Here is a 21,898-nt window from a genome sequence, read left to right on the forward strand (position 1 = left end):
GGGGCATCGTCAATGCCCCACCAAGCTTAGTGACAGGAATGACATGACTAGATAGTACTGCTCAGTACCGATCTGCTCACACTAGCGGAGGATGACTATATTATGTGCTACAACAGTGTTTCCACTCTGATATCGGATAATGTACGTGCCTGGCAGTAAATTTAGTCTCAACGGTGAGAACTGAATTGTCAGATCAGACCGCAAGATGACACCACGGAACAATGACGCAATCTTGCGTCCAAGAAGATCGAATAGTTCCACAACTGTTTCTTTGTTTATACTTCCTGATATACCGACTTGCAACTGATCAGTAGTTACATAAGCAGGTTGTGGCCAAACACCCGATATTCCAATACTCGGTATCTTCCAATCTCGCTCTGCAAAAACACGATTCTTTGCCCAGTCAATACTTTGATGCAGATCTGGCAGTCTTGTTCCCAGGACACCGTCTTCACCATTCTGGCTATCATACCAAAACACTGATATAGCATCCGGGATCGATAATTGAACGTTTGGACGAATTTGGTGGTAATTCCCTACGCCCGGACCGATCATTTCTGCCTGAAGCCACTGAGGGCCGGGGCTAGTCGAATTCCGGTTATAGAAGACGTATTGACCGTAAATCTCTGTCGGTCTCGCAGGGGAACAGGGGCCGAGTTCACCGCCACCCTCCCAAGCAACGACGCCACGCACCGTGCTACTGCTACTTGAGTTTACAACTCGCGCGACATCGGGATATGTCGATGCATTTAATCCATCCGCCAGGATCAGTGGAGAGCTGAACTCTGGAACCAGGCGATTAGCAGCAGGGAAAAGGTATCTGTTGCTCTCTACTCGATGATACATCGGTGAACCAGGTGTTTGGTAATCAGTATCCCATACTAGCAATATCCCTTGCACGCCAGAGGTCGCATATATACTATCACTACATATTTTTGGCTGACGCGAGTTAAAGTATGGCATGTTTGGTCTGACAGACGTTGCATAGAACGATCGTGTGGTACCGTTCCACTTATAGTAACCAGCATACACATCATACTGATTGCCCTGTTGAGGCTGAATCGAGTACGTAAACAATGCTGAACTGATGTTCAGACTAGATTGACAATCATGAACATTCAGATCGTATCCATCCAAGGAGTAGTAGGGGATCAAGACTGCATCTGAAATACCGTTTCCTGAAATTGCGCCAAGGACAATGCCTGTGACTCCAGCTGTCATACTTGACGTCATAATGTAAAACGTGCCGATGCCATCAAACGATAGACGAAGGTCTTGATTGACGGCAACATTGACAGGTGCGGTATTAGTATTTACAACACCACCAATCCCCGGAACAATGCCACCTGCAGGTGTAAGGCCTGCCACTTTCGGTAACTTACCAGTACCACCTGCAGGCCTCGTATCTTCAAGAACAGCCACTGCAGCAGAGCCATTCGATCCAGCAACTATTCGAGGCTCAGTATAACTATATGGACTAGGATTGGGAAACGCCCAAGACCAGGTTAAAAGCAAATTTGTCGCATTCCCTGCGGCGTCATATTTCGCACCCAAACATTCCTGTTTGGTTGCATTTAGAAAGACAAGTTGCTGCCAAACAACGAATGCACCTCCATCTTTTGCGATACAGACATCTGGTTTCACAGCTGTGGTTGTGCTTCCGGGTTCGATTGCGTATCCATTTACCGCAATACCATTGTTGCTCCAACGTGGTACTCCATCCCTGTCAAATTTCTGGACGAACACAATCGAGTGGTATGAGGAAGTGTACATCTCCCGGTCTTCTGTCCAGACGACAAAAGTTGAACCATCATCAGGATTTATGACGTATCGGAAGTCACGAGCATTCCTGCCGAAGGTCCATTTTGCGAACATATCTCTCCACTTCATATCCGAAGCACCGGTGCACTCACCAGGCGTTTGACAATAAATATTTTCATCGTCCTGATCATCAAATGGGATTGGGTCCCGTCTTCCGTCCTGCCACACAAAAACCTCACGGCTAGCCTGTGGGAAATGTTGGTCCGACTTAGCACCTGTCACCGTCTTGCCATCCACTGGCCACATTTCTATCCAGCCAGGCAGCATCACCTTTTGGTATCGGATATCCATGCCATTCCCGGTCTCGTGGGTCCACACAAATACTGTGAATTCTTGATTTGGATCGCTTTGAATGAGGTTATCCATCGCTAACTCCGTCTGCCCATACGGCATAATACAGACCTGTTCACCCAAGCTTCCTGCTGGATTTGCGAGCATCCCAGGTGCTGTTGAGTTGATCAGTGCAGCGTAGAGGTCAATTCCAGTCTGCTGCGCATTGCGATGGTCCTCCCAGCCGACAGTCACATACGGTACGTAACTACCTGTTGCTGGATCTCCTGATTCCCACAGGACTGGTTGTGGCAACATCTGCGCTTGTGGTGCCGTGCACACAGCAAGCCCGTTCAACCCTGGAAACAATTGATTACCGATTTGATCGATTCGCTGAGCATATATGTCCGTATATCCAAGTGCCGGATTCTGAACAGCGTCTTGCCAGACGATTATAGCTGAGGGCGTTTGTATTTGAGGCAGTTTTCCGGTTGTCACAATTTTCGGAAACTCCTGGCTTTCGTATGATGGACCTGCCGCAACATCACCTTGATAAGGGGGTATGCCCGTGGTATACTTCTGCATACCATTTGCATCAATGCGATTGGCAAAAACAGACCAGACCGGAGTTCCGTATGTTGCACTTTGATATCTATCATCCTGATATGTGACGACTATTCCTTGCGTCAGATTGCCGAGCATGTCAAGAGTGAAAATATTGTCAACTGCAAGTTCAGGATTGTATTGATCAGGCGGTTGGTTCATCGCTACTGGGATTCCATTGACGGTCCAGTTCGTCGGTGCTGATGGGAATGTCGCGCTTGCACTGTTAATATACTGCAGGAAAACATCCCGATCGCGTGGTGCAAATCCAGGATCATTGCGATAATCGATCCAAGTGATAAACGCACCATCTACAGTTCCAGCAATACGTGGACGTTCAGCATGAGCGCCCGTTTGGCAAACAATAATCCCATTCGGAGACCATGCTGGGTCTGGACGACCAGTACTTAGATCTATGCGTTGAGCATAGATATCTGCAATGGTTGCGGAAGGGTCATTTCGGTAGTCCTCCCACACAACGATAACACCATTCATCCCATCATAGGCTGCGCGTGGATTTCTTTGATCTCCTACTTCCGTGCACACGGGTATACCATCGAAACGGTCTGTAACAACGTCCCACGGCCCATAGAGGCCACCGGAGACAGGATCAGCAATCCACTTGGATACTCCAGTTTGATTATCAATTCTTTGAATATATATATCCGATCCCGATTCATCTATGTTCCGCTCATCCTCCCATACGCTAATCGTGTAGTCAACATTTGTCGGTTTCGCAACTGAAGGGTTCAACTGGTCGTTGACCGCGATACTAGTATAGCGGTCCTTCCATTCCGTCTGTGCATTGAGCATCACCGGTGAGCTTACGACGAGAAGCATGAGGATGCAACCTATAGTACCCAGCGTGGTGACGATGCTTTGCAACGGTTTGAGCGATGCACCGATGCTGTACGTAAAATTGCGCAACGGCACAATATCGGTGCCTGTGCTTGAAATCTTCATCGGAATTCCTGTAATTACTGGTGGTCTACGGACCTTGCCGGCCTTGTGGCACCTGATGCTTCTTTGCGGGAGACTCAGGTCCGTGAGGTCGGCTGTTGATTATTGCGCTCGGCGATACAGGGAGAACAGCCAGGTACGCAAGCGACCAAGCGGTGTCCATGTACCGATCATACGTTGGTTTCGTGGTTACGATGTTGTTGCGGATAACTCTGCGGTATCAGAAACAGGCGAACCTACTTCCCTCGCCGCGTGTCCTCTGTCCCAGCTTTGCCCCGTATGCCGACTCTTCGCGTCGCTCCCTTTGCACCCGGTGCTACATTTCATCCCCAGTCTCCAAACCTCACCTCTTCATTGGTAGAACAATCGCTGTATCGCCGCAGTGGCGTAGAATTCACGGTGTCCCCATGCAGATTTTCAGGGAGACCGTTCCTCATATTTTCGGATTGCTGTCACCGATACCGAAAGATATAAAAAAAAAAAAACGCACAATTCAAATATTTAAAAACCTTTTTTTCGGAAAAAGAACTCATACTGCTACATGTGCTGCAATTAGGGAGTGTGTGGGTGTCGACTACGCTGAGCGGAGTCGTTTCGCCTCACCTGCCCCTCCCTCGAATGGCAGCATAGCAGCAGTGGCAGACCGGGGGCGGTGCCGCGGACTTCAGACGTCTTCCTTTTCGGCAAACTCTAGCAACGTGATAACTTTTCCAGTGCGGGAGGCAGTTGCTTCCCGGTCAGAAATTCATAGAAAAACCAGATCCGGTGGCGAAACTGCTACGCTGCTGGTAAAAACGATTAAATATCGGCGTCCAGCTGGTAAAATGATTACAGTCGGTTTCGGCGAATGAAAAATGACCCTGCTGAACCCAAATGGTAACGCAAAATTGACCCCCTGGTTGATGGTTGTCGCCTCCGCTGTGCTGCACGAGATCGCCTGTAGCGGCGTCTTGTCCCGCCGCAGCCATCGCTAATATCATGCTCCAATGCTTGTATGGTGCGGGCGAAGGCGGAAGTCCGAGGGAAGCGAAACGAAGCCGGAAGTGCGAAGACGCCTGCTGCGTCGTAGTTGCTCGAAGCGCAACGAAGGCGAGAACGAAACGAATCCGGAAATGCGAGTGTCTGTAGTGACTGTTGCTACTCACCATGTAGTATCATATATTAGTACTGCTTTACTCAATAACATTTCGTATCTCTCTTGAACAAGAAGCAGCGATCCACACTCAGAAGAATATTTGAAAATCCTGTCCGATCTGATATTGAGTGGAGGGATATTGAAAGTTTGTTGCGCTCACTGGGTGCTGAAATACTGGAGGGACGCGGCTCGAGAGTACGAGTCGCATTAAACGGTGTCAAAGCGGTATTCCACCGTCCTCATCCCGAGCGCGTTACTGACAGGGGACAGCTGTCGTCGGTACGAAAATTTCTTGAACAGGCCGGAGTGCGTTATGCTTGAATACAAAGGGTACAGGGGGAAAGTGGAGTACATCTCGGAAGAGCGGATTTTCCACGGCGAGGTGCTGGGTACTCGCGATGTCATTACGTTCCAGGGAAGCACGGCCGATGAAATAGAGCAGGCCTTTCGCGACTCCATCGATGATTACCTGGAGTTCTGTCAACAGCGGGGTGAGGAAGCAGACAAGCCGTATTCCGGCAAGTTCGTCGTCAGAATGCCCGAGACCTTGCACCGCCACGTCGCGGACCTTGCACGCCTCGAAAACGAAAGCATCAACAATGTCGTACTCGAAGCGGTGAAGCGCTACGTCGCGCGTGCGCTTGGGGATGACGATGTGCATGAGTAATCACACGCGCCGCATGCTTCCCCGGAAACATGCGGCGCGCTGATTTTTTTAGACCATGTGTCAGGGTAGGTGGAGGAGCGGCAGACTGATACGCTGTGCGCCGCGGGTGGCGACAACGAAATACTGTCCTGCCGGAAGTCCGGTGAGATCAAGCGCAATGTCGGACACCCCGCTGGGGTCCACGGGCGACGCAAGTTGACGCAGGGAGCGTCCCAGCATATCCTGCAATGTGAGCTGCCAGGTGTGCGGAGCATCGCCAGTGAGACGCAGCCGACCCGTCTGAATCAATGGATTCGGATATGCTTCCATGCGAAGTGTGCCGGGTTGTTTCGTTCCCAGATCGACCCGGAACTCGGGTGAATACCAGGTTTTTCCACTGTAGTCGATCTGTTTGATTCTGTACGAAATACTCGGGACCGCGGGAAGCTCCCGGTCATGGAAGGAATACGAAGATGCGCTCCGCCCGTGGGAGGGGACGAAGCCGAGAACATTCCAATCTTCTCGCGTGACTCCATTGCGCCTCTGCACCTCGAAACCGAGATTGTCCATTTCCTCTTCGGTGTCCCACTGCAGCAGTGCGGAACCCTCCGCGACATCGACAGTGAAAGACCGAAGCTGAACCGGGGTGTACAGCACGCCATGCACAAAAGCGCGGACAAGTTCCCATCTGATGACATCGAAATTCGGGGCAGTGTAGACACGGTAACAGAGTCCGATACTGTCGGCAAATATGTGAGCCTCCAGCCAGCCGGACCAGTACATGCGCCGGCGCTGAATATCCAGGAACTCCACGGTCTCTGCGGAATCGCTCAGATACATGTGCCACGGCCAGCCATCACCACACATGATATGCGTAGCGCCTGAATCCGCAGCGAGATAGGTGAACTCCATTTCCGTCGAGTCTACGCAATGCCGGGTCGTATCACTTAGTGGGGGGAGATACACGTTTGGATAGTATCTCCATACCATGCCTGTCGTGCTGTCCACCCGCAGCAATCCGAGGCTGGTTTCATAATACTGTTTGCCGTTGGGACCGGTAACCCGGTCACCGACGGTTATCGTCGTGTCGAATTGCACTTCGTTGTACATGCCCGGACGAAGCGTCACGTGATACGTCCACGAGTTGCCGGTCTCGAGAGGAAAGTAGGAAAGACGCGGTGGGGTTTGCGCTGCCGCGACAGAGGACAGCAGAAGTATCAGCACACACAGTTTTTTCATCTCCACAACCTCAGGTGATGGAAGAACATCTGTTATCTAGAGTGCCACCCGATATATCAAACGTGAAATTCTCATGCTCAGATCTCGTATGTAAAACGGTATCGATGTTCCCCGTTTTCGATGATGATTTCCATACTGCCGGACAGTCCCTGCAGCTCGCCGGTGCCGGAGTCGGGCACGACTTCGAGGATGAGGCGGTTTTCGCCGCCGGACATCATGCCGAAATGCTGCAGCACGAAACTGCCATGCCTGTCCTGGAGCTTTCCCTGCACCTGCTCGATGGCGACGTAGCCCGCCGAGGTTTTCACCGGCGTGCGCGCGCTGAGCATTTCCCCTCTGCTCTGCGCTTCGAGATCACCGAAGAACTGCTTTTCAATGGACATTCGTCCTAGCATGATATCGTTTTCCCCTGAGGCGTAGCCTTCCAGCGGCTGCAATGTGACTTCAAATCGTCCTTCTGCCAGCATGCACTTCCTTTCTGTTGGTAGAGAAGCAATACTATGTTCTTTCCGGCGGAAACTCAAGTCCAGGTAAATCACATTGCATCTTTCTGATGAATACCGGACTTTCCACTCTGCCATCACCATTGCAAAGAGGACTCCATGCTGCTGCGACTTCTCGTGCTTTCCGCCGTCGTATGTTTCACCGCCTGCAATACGACGAACAGCGGGAATACCGAAGACACGGTTCCAACCGAACGCCTCGGATCTGTCCATCACTCCGTCTATGAACTCACCGTCCTCCCGGCGGTGCTGAACAGGGACACGAAAACGGACATCACGCTTGACGTGAAAAAGCCGATCGAGGGACGCATGCTCCTGATCGACGGGGAAGGAAATATCCTCCAGAATTTCCGGGAAGGGAATTTCGATGAGAGGGAAGACACTTTCAACTATACGCCAGACAAAGGCCTGCCGTACGGATCGTACTTCATGATTTTCACCGACACGGACAATTATATCCTGTCTTCACAGGAGATCAGGCTTACCGACGATGTGCTGACAACGCTTGAGAACTGAGAGCGCTCGACGACTGACAGGGGATACGTATTCGGAGCAGGGACGGGGAATCTGGAGCATAACCGCTAATTGACATTGCTCCCTAAATAGGATATACTCTGGGGTAATTACCCGCATTTATTGCACACCTGACGTTCAGCGACTTGCATGCGCTTACGCGACGCATGGGAAGCCACTGTTGGTGCTTTTGCCCAATGACAAAGAGGAGTTCCCATGAGTACGATACAGTTTGCCGCTGCAAGCGGTGGCTCAGTTCAGATATCCGGTGAGGATGTCGGAACCTTTTCCGAAAGCCTTCGCGGTGGAGTCATTCTGCCCGGAGATGATGGTTACGATGAGGCGCGCGAAATCTGGAACGCGATGATTGACAGAAGACCCGGCTGCATCGTGCAGTGTGCCGGAAGCGCGGATGTGATTCGCGCCGTTCGTTTCGCCCGTGAACATGGCGTACTCGCGACCGTGCGCGGCGCGGGACACAATATCGCCGGCAGTTCCATTTCAAACGGCGGCATGCTCATCGACCTTTCCGGAATGAAATCCGTGCGCGTCGATCCGGTGAAACAGACAGCCCGCGCCGAACCCGGTGTGACGCTCGGGGAATTTGACAATGAGACACAGCAGTTTGGCCTTGCCACGCCGGTCGGAATTAACAGTACGACCGGAATTGCAGGACTGACACTGGGTGGCGGCTTCGGCTGGCTGAGCAGGAAGTGGGGACTGACAGCGGACAACCTCATTTCCGCCGATGTCGTGACAGCTTCAGGTGAGCTTCTCACGGCAAGCGCGGAAGAAAACAGTGAACTGTTCTGGGGACTCCGCGGCGGTGGCGGAAACTTCGGCATCGTTACGTCGTTCGAGTTTTCGCTGCATGCGATTGGACCGGAGATACTCTCCGGCCTGATCGTCCATCCCTTCAGCGAGGCTGATAATCTTCTCCGGTTTTACCGTGACTTCGTCAAAACCGCCCCCGATGAACTGAGTGTCTGGCTTGTGATGCGCAAGGCACCGCCCTTGCCCTTCCTCGACGAGAGCGTGCATGGAAAAGAAGTCGTGGTCATCGCGGTGCTCTACGCCGGGGACATGGCCGAAGGCGAAAAGGCGTTGCAGCCGCTCCGGGAATTCGGATCACCGTATGCGGACGTGATCAGTCCGCATGTCTATGCGGGATTCCAGGCGGCCTTCGATCCCCTGCTCACACCCGGTGCTCGGAACTACTGGAAGTCACATGATTTCACTTCGCTTGAGGACGAACTCTTCGGCGTCATCCAGGATTACATTCCGAAACTGCCGAGTCCCGCATGCGAAGTATTCATCGCCCATCTAGGCGGTGCAGTGGGACGTGTCGCCCCCGATGCCACGGCATACGTACATCGCGATGCCGAATTCATCATGAATATTCATGGCCGCTGGGAAGACGCGAATGATGACGATACCTGCGTCGGCTGGTGCCGCGACATCTTCTCGGCTGCCACACCGCTCGCCACCGGAGGAGTGTACGTAAACTTCATGACGGAGGAAGAAAAGGATCGCATACGCGACGCCTACGGCGCCGGGTACGACAGACTGGTTGCGTTGAAGCAGCAGTACGATCCGGACAATTTCTTCAGCTATAATCAGAACGTTCGTCCAAAAGGAGCATAGTCCGGCTCCCGGAGGCATTAGATCCCCACATTCACATCAACATCACCGTCCTGCCTGCGGGTGGGACGGTAGTTGTTGAAATTATATGTGAGCGTGAGGTTGACGACGGGCACTTCGGGTTTGACGACGAAGCTGTTGGCGAAGTTCTGTCCGATGGAGGACACGTTGTAATACGATGTCTCCAGCAGGTTGCGCGCCTGCAGGGTGACTGACAGGACGCGGTCGAAGAAGTCCTGCCGCGCGGTGACGCTCAGGTAGAACAGTGGATCGGTTGTGCTCTGGGGACCGATCTGCTCACTGAGATACATGCCGGTGATCTGCAGCCGCGTCATGGGTGTGATGGTGAATATCGCGCTGAGCCTGCCGGTCCATGTGAACGCCTGCTCGTCAATGTCCCTTCCGAACGCCGTCCCCTTCACCGCGTTGTTGAAGAGGTTGAGGTTTGGATCGAGGCGCAGCCAGGTGGCGGGACGATAACTCGCCGTCAGCTCGGCTCCCATGTTCGAGGTTTCCGCGAAATTCCCGAAGGTGATATTCATCTTGCCGTCGTCGGTGGCGGACTGCGCCTGCCAGACGGTGTTTGTCGACAGCCTGGCATAGGTCTGCACCGACATGTACACGCCGCCGAACATCTTCTGATAGTTGAGTTCCATCGCGTGGGTGTACTCGGGAAGCAGCCGCGGGTTGCCGGCGGTGCTCAGGTAGGTGTCGTTGTAAAAGGGGAAGGGGTTCAGGAGGTTTTCGTTGGGACGATTGATGCGGCGGGAATAACTGAACTGCAGCGTGTGCGTGCCGAACTTCCGCGCCATCGAAAAGCTTGGGAACCAGTCGAGTTTGTCATACGCGTAATCCTCGCCCAGCGTCTTCTGCGTCAGCAGACGGTCCATGTACTCGGCGCGCAGTCCGACCTGGTACTGCAGTCCCAGCAACACATCCGCCCAGGTCATGAAACCCGCATGCACGTAATTGGTGAGGTCGAATACGTTGCTCAACTGCTCGTCGCCCAGCCACGTGTCCTGTCCCCAGTCGTACACGCTGCTCACCACATCGTAGGAACGGATGGAGTAGTCGGACTGCCATCCGGTTTCGAAGGTGCTGGTAGGGGAGAACTTCTTCATGTAATTCATTTTCGCCCGCGCCTCATGACGATTTGCGTCGGAGTCGAGCTGCGTGGAATACGGCTGCGCACTTCGCGATCTGAAGGTGGGATCGCTGTCGTATTCCCGCGTGACCTGCGTGTACGGCAGCAACACGCGCGTGTACACCGCCTCGGCGGTGAGCTTGCTGTTCTCGGGCTCGATCTGGTATTCGTAAAACGCCGTGCCGTTGATGTACGTTGCCGTGAGATCGAAGTTGTTGCTTATCTGCTGATAGAGGTCGAGTGAAGGACTCGTGTTATGCACATCGAAGGCAAAGCTGCGTGGGATCTTCACCTGTCCCCCGCTGGCGTTGAGCGAGAGCGTATGCGTTTCATCCATCGTATGCTCGATGCCCAGACGCACGTTGTACTGATCACGGATATCCCTGCGGCGCAGATCCGTCTCATTCACAATATTGCCCTGCGGCGTCATGGTGAGACGATCCACATCCTGCACTTGGTGATAGGCGTTGCGCCGGTAATCGAGTCCCCCGGTCACCTTCGTCGCACCGTAATTCATCGACACCGTGGCGTCGGTGTTGTACTTGTCTCTCGTCCCCGCCCCGATATTCACGATGGCGCTGCTGCTGTAATCGTTTTCCCTGCGAAGCACCACGTTGATGATACCTGTCGATCCTTCTGCTTCATACTTGGCTGAAGGATTGGTGATCAGCTCGATGCTTTCGATGAGATTCGCGGGCAGCTGCCGGAGGGCGTCGGATCCCTGGAAGGGATACGGCCTGCCGTTGACCAGCACGGTGAAATTCGAACTGCCGCGCAGCGTGACATTGTCGTTGGCGTCCACCCGCACCGAAGGCTGATCGCGCAGCACATCCAGCGCGCTGCCGCCCCGGTTCTGCAGGCTCTTGCCCACGTTGATGACTTTTTTGTCGAGATGGAATTCTTCGGTGGGACGATCAGCCTCTACGGTCACTTCATCCACTTCCACAGCGGAGGGAGCGAGTGCGAGTGTGCCCGCATTTACCTGTTCGCTGCCGCCTTTGACCTCGAAATCCGCCACGCGCTTTTCTTCGTATCCCACGTAGGTGACGACCAGCGTGTAGCGTCCGGGCTCAACGCCCGTGAGCAGAAACTCTCCGGTCTCCCCGCTGTACGAGGACGCTGCGACTTCTTCGCCCGACGCTTTGAACAGCACGACGTTGGCGTAGATGAGCGGTTTTTTTGTGGAAGCATCGACGACGGCGCCGTATACGCGCACGCCCTTCTTCTCCTCCCCATCACTTTCGGCGAATACGGTAGCAGAGAGGAAAAGCAGTGCAACAAACAGGGTAAACGATAATCTCATGGGACACTCCTCTGTGTGGATGTCCCCGACTATACGGAGGATGTACACTGCGGTTGCACCGGTAAAAATTATTGCCCTGTGCGATGCCAGCGATGCGCCGCCATTCATCGAGCGCGCATCGCTTCAGTTCGCGTCGTACCGGGTCAGTTCGCGCCTTACCGGGTCAGTTCGCGCCTTACCGGATCGGTTCGCGTCGTAACGGATCAGAGCCACTGATGCTCGAGATACCAGTCGTAGGTCATACGCATGCCTGCGTCGAGAGTTACACGCGGTTCGAAACCGATGCGCTCGCGCGCCTTGTCTATCGAGCAGGTCCATGCCTCCTGCACAGCTTCGCGCACTTTCTGCACGTTGAAAAACACCTGCCGTCGCAGCAGTCTGCCCGTCGCCTCTCCCGCGGCGCCGACCACATAGATCAGGAATTCCGGGAGGTGAAAGACGAAGGGACGACGCTGCATGGCGCGGGCGATGTGCCGACAGAGTCCGGCCGTACTGTAATTCTCTCCCCCGATGAAAAAGGCCTCACCCTCCGCGGCGGGATGCTCTGCGGCACGGATGATACCGTCGACCAGGTCGCGCACGTGCACGAGATTGAGCTGATGTGCGCCGGAGCCGAGCAGCGGTTCGATGCCCGTGCGTATCATTTTGAAGTAGCGGAAGAGGTCGCGGTCGCGCGGACCGTACACCGCACTGGGACGCACAATCGTGACCGGAATTTCATTCCTGCGTTCCATCACTTCAATTTCCGCCATCATCTTGCTGCGTCCGTAATGGGAAACAGGATGATACGGCGACTGCTCGGTAATTTCGCCCGCGCCGTTGCGGGGACCGACTGCCGTCAGACTGCTCACGTACACAAAACGGCGCAGTGCGCGGCAGTGTTCGGCACAGGCATCGAGCAGATCCCGCGTCCCGAGGTGATTGACCATGTAATAGTCAACGGTCTTCCGTGCGCGGGTGAGTCCCGCCACGTGAAAGACATAATCCACATCCCGCAGCAGCGGCGCCACGGCCTCGCGGTCACTGAGATCCGCGATGGTAACCGGCACACCGAGATCGGCGCTGAACATGGCGTCCTTCGCCAGCACACACAGCTCCCACCCGCGGTTTTTCAATACCTCGACGAGGTGACTTCCGACAAAGCCCGTTCCTCCGGTGATAAGCGCTTTCATGATTGCCTCCTGTATTCAGATGTGTATGGTAAGACGATATGGTATTACGAACGGGCGAATTGCGGTTTGTGCTCCAGCGTCTGCGACAGTGGCTGCGCACTCTTTGCGCGCTCCGGCTGCTCCGCCCTGTGGCGCAGCAGTACGAGATTTAGCACGAGCACGGAAAGCGCGATACCGACTATGGCGTCGGACACGTAGTGGAAGCGTCCATACACGGTGGCCATGGGAATGCTGAGCAGGAAGGGCGTGAACACGGCCGCCCAGCGGCGATGCGCGCGCCAGAGAAAGACGAACATGACCGTGCCGGCCGCGTTGTGGGGACTCGGGAAGCTGCCACCGGGGAAATGCACGTTGGCGCGCATCCACTCTCCCATGTTCGCAAACACACCACCAGTCAGCGGCACGGTGTACTGCGTGGGATCGTAGAACAGCTGACTCGCGATCGGGTACAGCACGAAACCCAGGTTGCAGCCGATGTTCACCACCAGCAGACTGAAGAGATAGCGGTACAGTTCCTCCTCCCCGCGATAGTGGTACGCAAGCCATGCTGCCAGGGGCATGAGCGGAACATAAATGACATACGATGCCATCAACCATTCCGTCAGCGCCGGCACCGTGATGCCTTCAAGAATGTGGGAAAGCTCCACCCCGGTAAAGCGCGTTTCGAATGCGATGAGCGCGGCGTCCTTCCACTCGGTGAATATCAGATGCTGCATGCCGGCGACTGCACTGAACAGGTAGTTGACGAGCATGATGACGCCCACACCGCGGAGCAGCGCCCGCCAGGGCCTGCCGAGCAGGGAGGAAATCACATGGACGAGCAGCGTCGCCAGCAGCACAAGATAGCTGCTGAGAAACAGCGTGTCCGCATCCGCAATGCGATGCGGGAAGCTCAGGGTGAGCACGATGATCAGCAGCAGTACTGCGACGCCAGTGCCGACGGTGTATTGATACCAGCGTGATGGTTTTTCTTGAGTACGCATGACACACCTCACATGGAAAGGGTTATGGTCAGATCAGTGACGATGCCGATGCCTGCGTGCAGCAGCAGCGGCCAGAGAACAGAGCGCGTGCGCAGCGCCAGCCAGCCGAACAGCAGTCCCGCCGCGATCGAGGAATACAGTTCTCCTGTCGGATAACCGATATGCCAGAGAGCGGATGGCAGCGTGGTGACAGCGATGGCCATCGCATCACCTACCGCATCGCGAATCCCGAAGAGCATGAAACCGCGGAAGAAGAATTCCCACCCCACGTAAAAGAGCAGTACGCGTCCCACGGCATACTGCGTGAAATCCCATGACGACGCCATCGCGCCCTTGTCCACGGGATAGAACTGCTGCATGTCCGGCATCTGCGATGCGGGCAGCAGCATGGCGACGGTGATGATGGGGAGAAGAACGAACACGGCCTTCGCGCCGAAACGCCAGTCCCCCATCCGCACGCCATAGTCCCCGAGCCGCTGACGGTATCCCCAGCGCAGTACGGCGGCGGGAATGGCGGCGAAGAGCAGGAAGGTCAAACCGAAGTACAGCCAGGTACGCGCGCTTTCGGAGGCGAGCATTCCTTCGGCAGGCAGGACGTCGACACCGCAGGACTGCCTGTGCAGCGTGGTGACGACAACGCCGAGCATGAGGATCACGGTCGCGCGCCGTTCGTTCGCGTCCATTGCGAAGGGGAGGGTGGATTTCAGCACTGCGCTTTTCATGTCACACCTCCGCTCACATCTGCGGACGCAGCCAGCCGAGTGTAGCTGCGAACGCATCGTCCATTGAAGTGGGATGATAGCCGAGTTCCGCACGCGCACGGGCGCAGCTGCAGGACCAGTCGTCATAAAACACATCCACCCACGCGGGCGTGATAGAGGGATTGCGCAGCCGCGCTTTGCCCTGAAGCAACTCCAGCCATGCGAAGGCTTTCGCCAGGAAGCGGGGAATGGGAATGAGCACGCGCCGGCGTCCCGCCTTGCGCGCGAGCAGCGCGAAGAACTCCGCGTACGTGAGGTTCGTGCCGCCCACGATGTAATGCTGTCCGGCCTTCCCGCGCTCCATGGCGGCGAGCAGTGCGGACACCACATCATCGACGTACACGTAATTCCCTATCGCGTTTCCCGCACCGGGAATGCTGCGCCAGGTGCCGCGCAGATACTGCCGCATCATGATAGTGGTGGAATTGGCCTCGGTGAGTTTTCCCGGACCGAAAACGCGTGTGGGGTGCAGGACCACAATATCCTGTCCCGCCTGCACGGCATCCTCAACGGCCTCTTCCGCATCCGCCTTGCACTGTTCGTACAGCGTGTTCACGGCCGCGGTGCGCCTTGTGCTTTCACTCAGTGCGCTGCCGTTTGAAGGACCGTAGGTCATGATGGTCGAGGTATACACCACACGGCGAACATCCATCGCCCGCGCGACGGCAAGCAGCACGCGCATGCCCTTGAGGTTTTCGCGGCGCACACCTTCGGGATCGGCCGACCAGTTCCCCGCAAACGAGGCGAGGTGATAGACGCGATCACAGCCGCGCATGGCATTCGCTATACTGGATGCTGATGTCAGTTCTCCGCGGTAGACGGTAACTCCCGCCTCAAGCAGGCCCGACGCGTCAGAGGACTGACGGCAGAGCGCATGCACATGGCATCCCTGCGCGAGCAGGGCTTCGACGAGTCGTGCCCCGATGAAACCGGTGGCACCGGTGACGAGTGCAGTCATCGCGCACCTCCTTTGCTATCCACGCCGCCTCTGCTTCCCGCGCTACCACTGCTTCCTGCGCCGCCCTGGCGTTTCGCTTCGCTCACAGCTGCCGGCATATCCTTTCGTGAATACTTTTCGAGTTCAATGTCGATGGAGCCGAGTGCCAGGTCGATTTCCGCATACACGGGAATTGCCGAGCCACTGGCGAGACACCAGACTTCGATGTCGCCCTGCATGCCGCCGACGGACTCATCTTCCCATCCCGCGCTGAGTGACGTGCGATACGTCATCACATCGTCGTCAAATGCATCGACGTCCATTTCCTCCTGCTCGCGGTGACATGCCATACGCGTGTCGACGATTTCAAAATCCATCAGCGTAGGCACGGTTTCCCGTACCCCGCTGCCCGCGAGTCCCCGCAGATACATGAGAAATCCCATCGCGTCGAAGCAGCGGCGCGACTCCTGTCGGCTTTTCTTCTCGATGGCTTTTCCCTTCTCTTTCTCTTCCACGGAGAATGTGCCCGACTTCTCGTCGTAGCGGTAATGTCGCGTGCGTTCGATGTCGTCGCTTTTCTCGACGCGGAAATCCATGCAGCGCGGATCCTCTCTCAGCAGCAGGGCCGTTTCCTTCATGTCCAGGTTGATGAAAGGCACGCCGGAGGCGGTGCGGGCGATGAGGCGGACTTCCCCGCAGGAACGTCCCTCTTTCGTCACCGCGCGCTGCCGCAGCTCGATGCTGCCGAGGCGAATGAACGAGTAATGCACCGAGTAGCGGAGCACTTCCTGCTTCGCGAACGGTGCCGGGTTGTAGTGCTTGTTAATCTGCTGCGCCTGCGCTGCCACGGTGAGCAGAAGTGCCAGTGCGAGGAAAAGTGCGCAGGCGACGCTGCAGTTTCTGTCTGTGTGATTGCGTTTCATGATGTCCTCCATTTTCCAATCAGTCATGCCACATGAGTGATCCGGGTCCAGACCCGCTTATCATCCTGCTGCACACCGCGGCCGCCAGCGAGAGCACTCCGGCGGACGCCACGATCAGCAGTGTGACTTCCATGAACAATGATGCTGACATGATGACCTCCGTTGAGCGGTGAATAGTGTGAGTTGCTGGAGGAAACATACGCGCAGGCAAGCGCCCACATGTCACGTCATTGTCATGAATGCGTCAATGTCTGTCTGGAAGCTTCCCACTCGACAATTCCTGCCGGGGAGGGTGCAAGATTCGTCGGCTACGGAAAGGCGCATCCCTGAAAAGCAGCTCATACGGACTGGAATCCGCATTTCAATATTCTGGCACGGTTGTGGTATCGATTGGGGGGAAGACGATGCAAGACAATACGCAAACATTATACACAAGGAGTACCATCATGAAAACCACACGCATATTCGCCGCCCTGCTTCTTCTTTTTGTCGTCACGGCCTGCGAGGCCGATAACGGAATGGGTCCCGCAGCTGTGATGGACGAGGAGGCGCAGCTTGCCATGATGCAGGAGGAAATCGCATCGATGGCCGTCTCTGAAATTTCGGATGAAGTGAAGGACGGACTCATCCTCATGCGCGAGGAGGAAAAACTCGCCCGTGACGTTTACCTGCATTTCTACGACATGTATAAACTGAACATCTTCAGCAACATCGCCCGCAGCGAAGCCCGTCATATGTCCGCCGTCAAAACCCTGCTCGACCGCTACGGCATCGAGGATCCCATCACGAGCGACGAGCGAGGCATATTTCAGGACAGCCATCTCGCCGATCTCTACACGCAGCTCACCACGCAGGGCGATGCCAGCCTGCTCGACGCACTGCTCGTCGGCGCGACCATCGAAGATCTGGATATCAAGGATTTGATGGATCTGAGCGCGGAGACACAGGCAGAGGATATCCTCCTGGTCTACGGAAATCTCACCCGCGGCAGCCGAAACCACATGCGCGCATTCTACGGACAGATCACGGCCAACGGCGGCAGCTACGCGGCGCAGTTCATCTCGGCTGACCTCCTGCAGGATATCATCAGCTCACCGCGCGAGCGCGGACGCCGCTGACATACAAAGAGCATTCACGCGCCATCGGAACATCCACGAGTTCGCATACGCCTCAACATCGAAGCACCTTGCGTTGACAGCACGAATCAATCAAGACAACGCACCTCTCCCTGATGAAACGTCCCACAGCCTCGGCGGTGGGACGTTTTCTTTTCCCATTCGACCTAGCGCATGATGACCAGTTCGGTAGTCTTGCCGGAAAATTCTTCGAGCTGCGTCGATTGCCGCATCACCTCACCGGTCGCGGAATCCACGGTGTACAGCCGCCGGTGAATGCGGATGATATCGGCTATTCCCCAGTCCCCGAAAATGACCTCGGTCTCTATGATTTCATGGGTGAAGGTGGGACTGGGAGATACAACGTTGCTGCGCAGTATCGCCGCTCCACCACGCTGGTAATTCCTGATAAACCAGAGGTACTCAATCAGCTCGCCGAAGTTGCTAGAGGTGATGGGTCGCAGCTTGAAGTACCCGAGGAAATCGCCATGTTGCAGGAGATCCACTGTTGATGGATCGAAATAACCCGCTCTGTGCGTACGGAACAGAATGGTGATGTTTCCATCCGTTCGCGCATGTTCGAAAAATTTCTCCGTCACCCTTGAGGACGTCTGCTGCAGATACTGTCCACCATAGAGCGCGGATTGCAGTGCCCAGGCACTCGCCTGCGCGCTGTCTTCGGTCGCCAGCTCGAACCACGCATCCTCCCGTTCATTGAGAGGCTTGATGCTGATGCTGTTCACATAGTAGAGGGAGTGGTCGAGATCCTCATGATACACCCCATCCGGGTAGCGCTTTCCCTCATACACCGCGTCCCATATCTCCTGATCAGTGATGCCGGGTGTGGGATTACTGCGATCGAAAAGCGCGTTTCCCGTTCCGGGATCCGCCGGTGCATCGTCATCGGAACATGATATCAGCAGGAGCGGCAGACAGATGAGCAGCAGCCGGGGAAGGAAGGATAAAACGCGCATGGCATCCTCGCGAAAATATGGGGAACGTACTCACGGAGATAGGACACCGGTCGCGGAGAATAGTTACGCCGGGACACCAGCCGTGGTAAATAGTTACGGTGGGAAATACGTTCAGGGAAAGCAGTTTTTGCGGTTTTCGCGCAATCGGTCGAGTGTCGTCCACAGGTCGCCGAAGGATTCGAGCAGTGTCCCGCCCAGGCGCAGAATGGTGTCGCCATAACCGGCGGCCGCGCGTCCCCCGACAATGATCTCCACTCCCGCCGGCAGCAATTCCGCAAGCTGCACCAGCTCTTGCTGCACGTGCACGTCGTCGGGGGGATACACGATGCTCAGCAGCACGGCTTCGGCGTGGATCTCGCGCACGGATGCGGCAATTTCCGTGGCCGGGAGATCGGGTCCGAGCCAGGTTACATCCCAGCCGCTCATGGCTGCAAAGTTCGCCGCGATCAGCGCGCCGAGTTCATGCTGCTGTCCCTGGGGAGTGGACACCACCAGCACCGGGGCATCCTCGGGCAGCTGCGCATCGAAAAGCATGTTCGTCAGCAGGTTGCGCACTGCGGCCGAGGCCACGTGTTCATGCACGATACGCAACGAACCCTCCTGCCACCCGCGCCCGATTTCCTGGACCAGGGGAACAACGACATCCTCGAGCAGTGCACGATGGGAAAGCAGTACGGAACCTTCGACAAGCAGACGCTCCATTCCCACTCCGTCGAGGCGTCGTGCGCAGTCGATCAGTTTATCCCTCAGTGTGGACGCTGTTCTTTCCCCTTCCCATGCTCCGGAATGCGATTTGTGTTCTTCTGCTTCCAGCAACGCCCGCAATTCCTCGACCGTCATCCCGGCTATCGAACCAATGGGATAATCCTCTTCGGTCAACCGGCGAAGCAGACGCAGATGTTCGACTTCTTCGTCACTGTACAACCTGCGATTGCTGTCTGACCGCGACGGCTGCACCACGCCATATCGCTTCTCCCAGGCCCGGATGACGTAAGGCGTCAGTCCCGCCAGTTTCGCGGCCATCCGTATGGCATATCGTCCTTCCTGCATGAAAATTGAGTATTTGTCTAAAAATATCCTGTTTAATCACTACAATATACCCTAAATCCTGTTACATGCAAAAATAATGTCTAATATGGGAACCTTATTTATTAGACATTGGTTTTTATATTCAGCAACACAGAAATATCGTCAGATACTAATTAACAGGAAGCACACCGACAGCTGACGATTTGTATGGCGTCCCGCCGGCAACAACGGGACGCCATTTTTTTTATCTCAGAAGCAGCAGCGGTTTCTGGAGGCGGTGTTTTCCGCTGCGAAGGGAGAGGAAGTACACGCCCTGTGGCAGATGGGCCGCATTGAAGCGCAGCGTATGGCGTCCGGCATCCCGCCAGGCATCCTCGAGCAGCACGGCCACCTGTCGTCCCGCGGCATCGCAGACAGTGAGCTGCACGGGAGCGGCCGCGCGGAGGGTGAAGCCGACGGTGGTTTCGACGGAGAAGGGATTGGGGAAATTTTGATGCAGCATGGGGACGAGGGGACGCGAGGCAGCGTCGACGCCGGTCACGCCGTCCCATCCCGCGAGGCGGGCCATCATGTACCAGAACGCCTTTCCTTTCTGCTGGCAGTTCAGGCATTGCGAATGCGCACAGCCGCAGCTTTCGCAGGCACCGGGATTGCGTTCGCACCATTCCTGCGCCCAGTTACGACTGCTGCCGTGTTCGTCCCTGTAATCGCAATTGTCATTGGCCGCCTTGTCGAGGAAGTAATTTCCATCGGGATCGTAGCTCTCGATATCGGCGAAGTCGAAAAGGATTTTGCCATGTGTGCGGCAGTACTCGCGAATCTGCTCATTGCGCTGATGGAGTGTGCCGTCCACCCCCGTACCGTCGAGATGTCCCGTCATGTACACAAAGGTCACATCCGGATAATCCTTTTCCAGTGCATCCATCGCCGTCAGGTAAGCGTTGATTCCATCGACCGTGTTGTCCGAGCAGCCGCCGCACCACGACCACATGATCATGTTGCGGTCGCAGCCGGAGGCATCGAGCAGTGCCCGTGTGGCCGATGCCCAGGCCAGGTCGCCGTTGTGACCGAGGTCACCGGAGGGTCTGCCGTCATGAAGGGACAATGCCCCGCCGCTGCCGTCATTGTTGAAATTGAACGGTTCATCCGCCAGCCCGCGCAGCAGCTGCATGCCGCTCACGATCTGACTGCCGTGTGATGTGTGTCCATACGACAGCCGGAATTGCGCGCAGGCCTGCTCGACGTAGCTGCGGGGCACGGCGTCGAGGTCCGTGCAATGATGATCGATGATGAGGGACTGCTGTGCCTGCCCCATGGTGGCGAGCAGGAGGAGAAGGGAAAAAACAAAGGTGCTTCGACGCATTCCGATACCTATCAGGCTATGAAGAGGATGCGGAAAAGTACGGATCAGGATGATTCAAGACAACCATATCCCGTACCCGCCCGGAAAAACCATAAAAAAAACCGCGTCCCGAAGGACGCGGTACGGTGCCGGACGCACGGGGCGCCTGGCTATAGACGGGGAAACTTACCAGCGATCGTTGCGCGGCTTTGCTTCGTTGACTTTCATTGTGCGTCCCATCAGCTCGCTGCCGTTGAGTGCGCTCATCGCTGCCTGTGCCTCATCCGAGTTCGGCATCTCGACGAAACCGAATCCCTTGGAGCGGCCGGTTGCGCGATCACTGATCACGTTGGCTTCGGCGACTTCACCGAAAGAACCGAAGGTTTCTTTCAGCATGCTGTTGGTGACATCGTAGGAAAGGTTTCCGACGTAGATATTCATAGAATCCTCAAACTTGCGTGCTCCGAATAAAAACGCCATCGAAAGTCAAGCACGCGAAGAGCACGACAGCGTGGAACCTTAGGACGGTTCCAGTGAAATTCATCAAACTGTACGTCAGGTGTGTTTCTGGCGCCATCTCCCTGCGGCGCAAACGATAATAGTATTTCGACCTGATCAAAGAGCAATCGTAAACGTGAAACGGAATCGTGAAAATCGGGATACAGACTGCTCTCAAAGATCGAATGCGAAACGTGATTTCTCACAATATGCCGTGTATTCACGGCTGCAATCGGCGGGCAAATCAATACCGATCTAGTATACAGGCTTTAAAGTAAATCATTTTTTCGCAATATGCAACAGAAAAAGCAGGAATATTACATGCATGTCTTTTCCTGTCCCGCCCCCTGATTCTCCTCGTCTTTCCCTTTTCTGCACACACCGCA

The 21,898-nt window shown here is 55.5% G+C and carries 19 protein-coding genes; 5 read left to right on the plus strand and 14 right to left on the minus strand.

Features of this window, described 5'->3' with window-relative positions; all coding sequences use genetic code 11:
- Window positions 1-81: 81 nt before the first annotated feature.
- Both KQI65_02045 and KQI65_02050 read right to left on the minus strand, forming a co-directional pair.
- On the minus strand, window positions 82-3,657 hold the full coding sequence (locus KQI65_02045; protein ID MCB2203503.1) for a T9SS type A sorting domain-containing protein: 3,576 nt from the start codon (window positions 3,655-3,657) through the stop codon (window positions 82-84).
- A 734-nt stretch (window positions 3,658-4,391) separates the two neighbouring features.
- A complete protein-coding gene (locus KQI65_02050; GenBank protein ID MCB2203504.1) occupies window positions 4,392-4,634 on the minus strand; it encodes a hypothetical protein in 243 nt (80 codons plus the stop codon).
- A 218-nt stretch (window positions 4,635-4,852) separates the two neighbouring features.
- On the opposite strand from KQI65_02050, the gene KQI65_02055 reads away from it, so the two are divergent.
- Window positions 4,853-5,110, plus strand: a complete 258-nt coding sequence (locus KQI65_02055) for a type II toxin-antitoxin system HicA family toxin (GenBank protein ID MCB2203505.1) — start codon at window positions 4,853-4,855, stop codon at window positions 5,108-5,110.
- A complete protein-coding gene (locus KQI65_02060; protein MCB2203506.1) occupies window positions 5,103-5,456 on the plus strand; it encodes a type II toxin-antitoxin system HicB family antitoxin in 354 nt (117 codons plus the stop codon). Before KQI65_02055 ends, KQI65_02060 begins: the two co-directional genes overlap by 8 nt.
- A gap of 60 nt (window positions 5,457-5,516) precedes the next feature.
- Here KQI65_02060 and KQI65_02065 read toward each other — a convergent pair whose 3' ends face one another.
- Window positions 5,517-6,674 (minus strand): T9SS type A sorting domain-containing protein, encoded by a 1,158-nt coding sequence (locus KQI65_02065; GenBank protein ID MCB2203507.1) that lies wholly within the window; start codon window positions 6,672-6,674, stop codon window positions 5,517-5,519.
- A 77-nt stretch (window positions 6,675-6,751) separates the two neighbouring features.
- Window positions 6,752-7,141, minus strand: a complete 390-nt coding sequence (locus KQI65_02070) for a DUF3224 domain-containing protein (protein ID MCB2203508.1) — start codon at window positions 7,139-7,141, stop codon at window positions 6,752-6,754.
- 135 nt (window positions 7,142-7,276) lie between these two features.
- Here KQI65_02070 and KQI65_02075 point away from each other — a divergent pair, with 135 nt between their 5' ends.
- Complete coding sequence (locus KQI65_02075) at window positions 7,277-7,693, plus strand: hypothetical protein (protein MCB2203509.1); 417 nt, start codon at window positions 7,277-7,279, stop codon at window positions 7,691-7,693.
- A 213-nt stretch (window positions 7,694-7,906) separates the two neighbouring features.
- Complete coding sequence (locus KQI65_02080) at window positions 7,907-9,334, plus strand: FAD-binding oxidoreductase (protein ID MCB2203510.1); 1,428 nt, start codon at window positions 7,907-7,909, stop codon at window positions 9,332-9,334.
- Window positions 9,335-9,351: 17 nt separating this feature from the next.
- On the opposite strand, the gene KQI65_02085 is transcribed toward KQI65_02080, so the two are convergent.
- From KQI65_02085 to KQI65_02110, 6 genes are all read right to left on the minus strand, one after another.
- A complete protein-coding gene (locus KQI65_02085) occupies window positions 9,352-11,778 on the minus strand; it encodes a TonB-dependent receptor family protein (GenBank protein MCB2203511.1) in 2,427 nt (808 codons plus the stop codon).
- Between the two features lie 203 nt (window positions 11,779-11,981).
- Complete coding sequence (locus KQI65_02090; protein ID MCB2203512.1) at window positions 11,982-12,950, minus strand: NAD-dependent epimerase/dehydratase family protein; 969 nt, start codon at window positions 12,948-12,950, stop codon at window positions 11,982-11,984.
- 44 nt (window positions 12,951-12,994) lie between these two features.
- Window positions 12,995-13,933, minus strand: a complete 939-nt coding sequence (locus tag KQI65_02095) for a phosphatase PAP2 family protein (GenBank protein MCB2203513.1) — start codon at window positions 13,931-13,933, stop codon at window positions 12,995-12,997.
- An 8-nt stretch (window positions 13,934-13,941) separates the two neighbouring features.
- The gene (locus KQI65_02100) at window positions 13,942-14,655 is read right to left on the minus strand and encodes a CPBP family intramembrane metalloprotease (protein MCB2203514.1); all 714 of its coding nucleotides are present in this window, start codon (window positions 14,653-14,655) and stop codon (window positions 13,942-13,944) included.
- A 13-nt stretch (window positions 14,656-14,668) separates the two neighbouring features.
- On the minus strand, window positions 14,669-15,652 hold the full coding sequence (locus tag KQI65_02105; protein MCB2203515.1) for an NAD-dependent epimerase/dehydratase family protein: 984 nt from the start codon (window positions 15,650-15,652) through the stop codon (window positions 14,669-14,671).
- A complete protein-coding gene (locus KQI65_02110; protein MCB2203516.1) occupies window positions 15,649-16,554 on the minus strand; it encodes a DUF3108 domain-containing protein in 906 nt (301 codons plus the stop codon). Before KQI65_02110 ends, KQI65_02105 begins: the two co-directional genes overlap by 4 nt.
- Before the next feature lie 563 nt (window positions 16,555-17,117).
- Between KQI65_02110 and KQI65_02115 the strand changes: the two genes are divergently transcribed.
- On the plus strand, window positions 17,118-17,672 hold the full coding sequence (locus tag KQI65_02115) for a DUF2202 domain-containing protein (protein ID MCB2203517.1): 555 nt from the start codon (window positions 17,118-17,120) through the stop codon (window positions 17,670-17,672).
- Between the two features lie 164 nt (window positions 17,673-17,836).
- On the opposite strand, the gene KQI65_02120 is transcribed toward KQI65_02115, so the two are convergent.
- From KQI65_02120 to KQI65_02135, 4 genes are all read right to left on the minus strand, one after another.
- Window positions 17,837-18,643, minus strand: a complete 807-nt coding sequence (locus tag KQI65_02120; protein MCB2203518.1) for a hypothetical protein — start codon at window positions 18,641-18,643, stop codon at window positions 17,837-17,839.
- Between the two features lie 111 nt (window positions 18,644-18,754).
- A complete protein-coding gene (locus KQI65_02125; GenBank protein ID MCB2203519.1) occupies window positions 18,755-19,693 on the minus strand; it encodes a MerR family transcriptional regulator in 939 nt (312 codons plus the stop codon).
- 223 nt (window positions 19,694-19,916) lie between these two features.
- Window positions 19,917-21,035 (minus strand): T9SS type A sorting domain-containing protein, encoded by a 1,119-nt coding sequence (locus tag KQI65_02130; protein ID MCB2203520.1) that lies wholly within the window; start codon window positions 21,033-21,035, stop codon window positions 19,917-19,919.
- Window positions 21,036-21,200: 165 nt separating this feature from the next.
- Complete coding sequence (locus KQI65_02135; protein MCB2203521.1) at window positions 21,201-21,455, minus strand: RNA-binding protein; 255 nt, start codon at window positions 21,453-21,455, stop codon at window positions 21,201-21,203.
- Window positions 21,456-21,898 lie beyond the last annotated feature (443 nt).

The sequence above is a fragment of the bacterium genome, from assembly GCA_020444325.1.
In the GTDB taxonomy this organism is placed as follows: domain Bacteria; phylum Bacteroidota; class Ignavibacteria; order SZUA-365; family SZUA-365; genus BM516.

What these genes read in the sequence shown, in the direction of transcription:
- KQI65_02070 (MCB2203508.1), bottom strand. Translation starts at nt 7,141, where the DNA reads ATGCTGGCAGAAGGACGATTTGAAGTCACATTGCAGCCGCTGGAAGGC.
- KQI65_02130 (MCB2203520.1), bottom strand. Translation starts at nt 21,035, where the DNA reads ATGCGTCGAAGCACCTTTGTTTTTTCCCTTCTCCTCCTGCTCGCCACC.
- KQI65_02045 (MCB2203503.1), bottom strand. Translation starts at nt 3,657, where the DNA reads ATGAAGATTTCAAGCACAGGCACCGATATTGTGCCGTTGCGCAATTTT.
- KQI65_02125 (MCB2203519.1), bottom strand. Translation starts at nt 19,693, where the DNA reads ATGCAGGAAGGACGATATGCCATACGGATGGCCGCGAAACTGGCGGGA.
- KQI65_02065 (MCB2203507.1), bottom strand. Translation starts at nt 6,674, where the DNA reads ATGAAAAAACTGTGTGTGCTGATACTTCTGCTGTCCTCTGTCGCGGCA.
- KQI65_02135 (MCB2203521.1), bottom strand. Translation starts at nt 21,455, where the DNA reads ATGAATATCTACGTCGGAAACCTTTCCTACGATGTCACCAACAGCATG.
- KQI65_02080 (MCB2203510.1), top strand. Translation starts at nt 7,907, where the DNA reads ATGAGTACGATACAGTTTGCCGCTGCAAGCGGTGGCTCAGTTCAGATA.
- KQI65_02085 (MCB2203511.1), bottom strand. Translation starts at nt 11,778, where the DNA reads ATGAGATTATCGTTTACCCTGTTTGTTGCACTGCTTTTCCTCTCTGCT.
- KQI65_02105 (MCB2203515.1), bottom strand. Translation starts at nt 15,652, where the DNA reads ATGACTGCACTCGTCACCGGTGCCACCGGTTTCATCGGGGCACGACTC.
- KQI65_02075 (MCB2203509.1), top strand. Translation starts at nt 7,277, where the DNA reads ATGCTGCTGCGACTTCTCGTGCTTTCCGCCGTCGTATGTTTCACCGCC.
- KQI65_02100 (MCB2203514.1), bottom strand. Translation starts at nt 14,655, where the DNA reads ATGAAAAGCGCAGTGCTGAAATCCACCCTCCCCTTCGCAATGGACGCG.
- KQI65_02095 (MCB2203513.1), bottom strand. Translation starts at nt 13,933, where the DNA reads ATGCGTACTCAAGAAAAACCATCACGCTGGTATCAATACACCGTCGGC.
- KQI65_02120 (MCB2203518.1), bottom strand. Translation starts at nt 18,643, where the DNA reads ATGCGCGTTTTATCCTTCCTTCCCCGGCTGCTGCTCATCTGTCTGCCG.
- KQI65_02060 (MCB2203506.1), top strand. Translation starts at nt 5,103, where the DNA reads ATGCTTGAATACAAAGGGTACAGGGGGAAAGTGGAGTACATCTCGGAA.
- KQI65_02115 (MCB2203517.1), top strand. Translation starts at nt 17,118, where the DNA reads ATGCAGGAGGAAATCGCATCGATGGCCGTCTCTGAAATTTCGGATGAA.
- KQI65_02110 (MCB2203516.1), bottom strand. Translation starts at nt 16,554, where the DNA reads ATGAAACGCAATCACACAGACAGAAACTGCAGCGTCGCCTGCGCACTT.
- KQI65_02090 (MCB2203512.1), bottom strand. Translation starts at nt 12,950, where the DNA reads ATGAAAGCGCTTATCACCGGAGGAACGGGCTTTGTCGGAAGTCACCTC.
- KQI65_02050 (MCB2203504.1), bottom strand. Translation starts at nt 4,634, where the DNA reads ATGATATTAGCGATGGCTGCGGCGGGACAAGACGCCGCTACAGGCGAT.